Origin of the sequence: Photorhabdus hainanensis, from assembly GCF_018448965.1 — a bacterium.
Classification (GTDB): domain Bacteria; phylum Pseudomonadota; class Gammaproteobacteria; order Enterobacterales; family Enterobacteriaceae; genus Photorhabdus; species Photorhabdus akhurstii.
In genome coordinates this window covers 1-4,716 of sequence record NZ_RCWD01000078.1, presented here as the reverse complement: position 1 = coordinate 4,716, position 4,716 = coordinate 1, and the positions used below count along the sequence as shown (strand labels likewise).

The 4,716-nt window shown below is 40.6% G+C and carries 4 protein-coding genes, 4 tRNA genes and 1 rRNA gene; 8 read left to right on the top strand and 1 reads right to left on the bottom strand.

The features are described 5' to 3' along the window. Positions 1–193 precede the first annotated feature (193 nt). The 3 genes from rrf to birA all read left to right on the top strand — a co-directional run bounded on the left by rrf (position 194) and on the right by birA (position 2,428). A 5S ribosomal RNA gene (rrf, locus tag EAE92_RS23730) occupies positions 194–309 on the top strand. Between the two features lie 137 nt (positions 310–446). Next, entirely contained in the window at positions 447–1,472 is a 1,026-nt protein-coding gene (gene murB / locus EAE92_RS23725; RefSeq protein WP_214069820.1) for a UDP-N-acetylmuramate dehydrogenase, read from the top strand. Continuing rightward, a complete protein-coding gene (birA, locus tag EAE92_RS23720; protein ID WP_214069819.1) occupies positions 1,469–2,428 on the top strand; it encodes a bifunctional biotin--[acetyl-CoA-carboxylase] ligase/biotin operon repressor BirA in 960 nt (319 codons plus the stop codon). Before murB ends, birA begins: the two co-directional genes overlap by 4 nt. Before the next feature lie 44 nt (positions 2,429–2,472). Here birA and coaA read toward each other — a convergent pair whose 3' ends face one another. Continuing rightward, complete coding sequence (gene coaA, locus EAE92_RS23715) at positions 2,473–3,423, bottom strand: type I pantothenate kinase (RefSeq protein WP_105399815.1); 951 nt, start codon at positions 3,421–3,423, stop codon at positions 2,473–2,475. A gap of 432 nt (positions 3,424–3,855) precedes the next feature. Here coaA and EAE92_RS23710 point away from each other — a divergent pair. The 5 genes from EAE92_RS23710 to EAE92_RS23690 all read left to right on the top strand — a co-directional run. Then, positions 3,856–3,931, top strand: a tRNA-Thr gene (locus EAE92_RS23710). 16 nt (positions 3,932–3,947) lie between these two features. Then, positions 3,948–4,032: transfer RNA gene (locus EAE92_RS23705), tRNA-Tyr, on the top strand. A 100-nt stretch (positions 4,033–4,132) separates the two neighbouring features. Then, a tRNA-Gly gene (locus EAE92_RS23700) sits at positions 4,133–4,207 on the top strand. Between the two features lie 6 nt (positions 4,208–4,213). Then, a tRNA-Thr gene (locus EAE92_RS23695) sits at positions 4,214–4,289 on the top strand. Between the two features lie 111 nt (positions 4,290–4,400). Beyond that, the coding region (locus EAE92_RS23690; protein WP_246545385.1) for a GTP-binding protein at positions 4,401–4,716 on the top strand (316 nt) is incomplete at its 3' end.

The following is a 4,716-nucleotide window of genomic DNA, read 5'->3' as shown; positions in this document are numbered from 1 at the left end:
GCGATGCGTTGAGCTGACCAGTACTAATGAGCCGAGCGGCTTAACCTTACAACGCCGAAGGGGTTTTGGTGTCGGAAGACAGCAAACAGAAGTCGGAAGACAGAAGAGAGACAGATTTCAGCTTGTTCAGAGATTGGTTCCAATGGTTGTGGTGACTTAGAGTCAGACAAGGGTTGGAATAAAACGGAATATGCCTGGCGGCGATAGCGCGGCGGTCCCACCTGACCCCATGCCGAACTCAGCAGTGAAACGCCGTAGCGCCGATGGTAGTGTGGGGTCTCCCCATGTGAGAGTAGGACACTGCCAGACATTATTTCGAAACGGAAAGGCCATCCAGAGGGGTGGCCTTTTTGCATTTAATAAAGAACTAACTTATTTTTCCAACTGTTTTCCACGTCTATAGCTGATAAACTACTTATTAAATAGCTTTATTGAGTATTGAGTAAATGCTTTCTCTTAAAGAGTTTAATACCTTTGGGTTATCAGCCTATGCTAAACGTTTAGATATAGCTGAATCTGCTGAGTCCTTATTAGCGTTATGGCAGAAAGCCAAAAACGAAGAACAACCTGTAGTACTGCTTGGTGGTGGCAGTAATGTCTTATTTACTGGAAACTTTGAAGGAACTGTGATTCTGAATAGAATTATGGGGATTCAACAGCAGGAAACAGATGAATCGTGGCATTTACATGTAGGGGCAGGAGAAAATTGGCATGAATTAGTCTGCCATTCTCTTAAAAATCAAATCTATGGATTAGAGAATTTAGCTTTAATTCCTGGTTGCGCTGGTGCGGCACCAATTCAAAATATTGGTGCATATGGTGTTGAATTTAGAGATGTGTGTGAATATGTAGATGTTCTTAATCTAGAAACTGGGGAACAAACGCGCCTTAGTGTTGATGAATGTCAGTTTGGATATCGGGATAGTATTTTTAAGCATAAATATAAAGCAAATCATTCTATTATCTCTGTAGGGTTATTGTTGAATAAGAATTGGCAGCCGATATTGAACTACGGTGATCTAACTAGGCTGTCGAAAGACAATGTAACTCCTCAGCAGATTTTTGATTCAGTGTGTGCAATGCGCACCAGTAAATTACCTGATCCTGCAATGACAGGAAACGCGGGGAGTTTCTTCAAAAACCCAATTGTCAGTGCGGAAGTTGCGGCGAAAATAAAAGAAAATTATCCTGATAGCCCCCAATATCCTTACACACATGGAATGTTTAAATTAGCGGCGGGTTGGCTCATTGAACATTGTAATTTAAAAGGTTATCGCATTGGAGGTGCATCTGTGCATCTTAGACAAGCTTTGGTATTGATAAATCAGGAAAATGCTACAGGCGAGGATATAGTTTCATTGGCTGCCTACATTCGCCAGCAAGTGATAAGTAAGTTTGGTGTATTACTTGAACCGGAGGTTCGTTTTATTGGTACTAAAGGCGAAATTGATGCTGTGGAATGTATTTCATGAAAGATATAACCGTGCCATTACAGTTGATTAAGATTTTGTCTGACGGTAACGTTCATTCCGGCCAACAGTTGGGACAAGATTTAGGGATGAGTAGAGCTGGAATTAATAAACATATACAGACAATCCGTGAATGGGGAATTGAACTAGAAACAACACCAGGCAAGGGTTATAGCCTTATGGCACCTATGCAGTTACTTGATGAATCTACTATTTTTCAATACTTGCCTCAGGATCGTATAACTGTTTTGCCAGTTATTGACTCGACTAATCAGTACTTGCTTGAACGTTTATCTGATTTGAAATCAGGGGATGCTTGTGTTGCAGAGTACCAGTATGCTGGCAGAGGGAGGCGTGGAAGGAAATGGGTTTCGCCCTTTGGTAAAAATCTTTATTTATCTATGTACTGGCGCCTTGAACAAGGACCTGCTGCTGCAATCGGATTGAGTCTGGTTGTTGGCATTGTTATTGCTGAAGTATTACATCGATTTGGCGCGGATAGAATTAGGGTAAAATGGCCAAATGATTTATATCTTGATGATAAGAAATTGGCGGGAATCTTAGTTGAACTAATAGGAAAGACTGGTGATGCTGCTCAGGTTGTAATAGGTGCGGGTATAAATATTTCGATGGATCATAAGGACGAAGAGTCTATTAATCAGCAATGGATTAATTTGTTGCAAGCAGGAATTGAAATTGATCGTAATAAATTGGCTGTAGAAATAATACTTGATTTAAGGAAAGCTCTAATTCAGTTTGAAAATGAAGGTTTGTCTTCATTTGTTTCTCGGTGGTTTGAGTTAGATAATTTTATGGATAGACCGGTGAAATTAATTATTGGTAGTCAGGAAGTGTATGGTATAGCTAGGGGTATTAATCAGCAAGGTGCTTTGTTACTTGATCAGAATGGTGTTATAACCCCATATATCGGCGGAGAAATTTCTTTAAGAGGTTGTTAGAAACGACCGGAAGAGAAATATCTTCCGGGTTCGGAAGCTATTTTTTACTTACGTAGCCTTACGCTTTCAATAGTGTGGTTAGTACCTTTTGTCATGATTAAGCTTGCGCGTTCTCGAGTTGGTAAAATATTTTGTCGCAAATTCAGTCCATTGATCTCTTGCCAAATATCAGATGCAGTATTTATAGCTTCTTCTTCTGATAGCTTGGAATAGCTGTGGAAATAAGAGTCTGGATCGGAAAAAGCACCTTGGCGGAATTTTAAGAAACGACTGATATACCAACTCTTGAGTAATGTTTCTGGTGCGTCGACGTAGATAGAAAAGTCGACAAAATCAGAGACAAATACATGGTGTGGATCATGAGGATAATCCATACCGCTTTGTAATACATTCAAACCTTCTAGAATCAAAATGTCTGGTTGTTTAATGAGTTTTTGCTCATTTGGTACGATATCATAAGTAAGATGAGAGTAAACTGGTGCGGATACTTGTTTAGACCCCGATTTAATATCAGATACAAATTTCACTAAACTATGCATATCATATGATTGCGGGAATCCTTTCTTTTTCATCAATCCACGTTCATTTAGCACGCTGTTAGAATGTAGAAAACCATCTGTAGTAATTAATTCTACACTTCTGTGTTCAGGCCACCGACTTAGCAGGGCTTGCAATAAACGCGCAGTAGTACTTTTACCAACAGCAACACTGCCGGCAATTCCTATGACATAAGAGACTTTTTGTCCATCAGTACCTAGAAATTGTTCGAGCACTGCTTGACGACGTAAATTTGAACTAATATAAAAATTGAGCAAACGAGACAAAGGAAGATAAATCTCAACAACTTCTTCTAAAGAAATTTCTTCATTAATTCCTTTTAAATCAATTAACTCTTCCTTTGTTAATGTCAGTGGAACTGAATCACGTAGGGTTGCCCATTGTTCACGATTGAATTGCAAATATGGAGTAGCCAAAAAAGGTTCTTTTTTATTCATAAACCAACATCTGCCTGTTTGTGCAGGTTGGACAAGTTGTAATAAACAACCTGTACCCGACAAAAAATAAATCGCATGATATCGACTGATGAGCGGCAGGCGTAGGCTTTTTTATATTTTTAGCGGTTTTTTTTGTAAGAAATGCAGAATCGTAAAAAATTGAGTTGCTTTACTTAATGTTAGCTTTAGCTGCTTGTTTATAATGATGGAAATTCAAATGACACAATGATGAAGCGACCTATCAAGTTTTATCGGGCATTGTGATCAGTTCCTTGATAGTTACATGTAATTTTGTGTTTATTATTTGAGCTAAATATATTGAAAAAAACAGCTAATTGAATGAAAATGAGTATTTTATGACCGAATGATCAAGGGGAGCAATTTTTTTGTTGCATAGTGCGCTCACACTGCCTAGAATGCGCAGCACTTGATGCCGGCATAGCTCAGTTGGTAGAGCAACTGACTTGTAATCAGTAGGTCCCGAGTTCGATTCTTGGTGCCGGCACCATTAAAAATTTGGAAAAGGTGGGGTTCCCGAGCGGCCAAAGGGAGCAGACTGTAAATCTGCCGTCACAGACTTCGAAGGTTCGAATCCTTCCCCCACCACCAAAGAATCAGATTTAATCTTGATGTTCTTTTAGTACTTAATGAAAGTAAAGTATATCGAGATCAACATACAGCTGATTAAAGTCAGGTAGCCGAGTTCAATGCGGGCATCGTATAATGGCTATTACCTCAGCCTTCCAAGCTGATGATGCGGGTTCGATTCCCGCTGCCCGCTCCAAGATGTGCTGATATAGCTCAGTTGGTAGAGCACACCCTTGGTAAGGGTGAGGTCGGCAGTTCGAATCTGCCTATCAGCACCACTTCCTTAATGTCCTTGTCTCCCGATTTTATTCCTGTAAGCGATATTCAACGAGCAATTGCTTGGTTGATGTGGTGGAACCACCGATTCCGTGTCTTAGAGGGGCAATCTAATGTCTAAAGAAAAGTTTGAACGTACAAAACCGCACGTTAACGTTGGTACTATCGGCCACGTTGACCACGGTAAAACTACCCTGACTGCTGCTATCACTACTGTACTGGCTAAAACCTACGGTGGTAACGCTCGTGCATTCGATCAAATCGATAACGCGCCAGAAGAAAAAGCGCGTGGTATCACCATTTCTACTTCTCACGTAGAATACGACACCCCAAGCCGCCACTATGCGCACGTTGACTGCCCAGGCCACGCCGACTATGTGAAAAACATGATCACCGGCGCGGCTCAGATGGACGGCGCAATCCTGGTAG

Coding starts and splice junctions, on each gene's coding strand:
- murB (WP_214069820.1), top strand. CDS start 447: ATGCTTTCTCTTAAAGAGTTTAATACCTTTGGGTTATCAGCCTATGCT.
- coaA (WP_105399815.1), bottom strand. CDS start 3,423: ATGAATAAAAAAGAACCTTTTTTGGCTACTCCATATTTGCAATTCAAT.
- birA (WP_214069819.1), top strand. CDS start 1,469: ATGAAAGATATAACCGTGCCATTACAGTTGATTAAGATTTTGTCTGAC.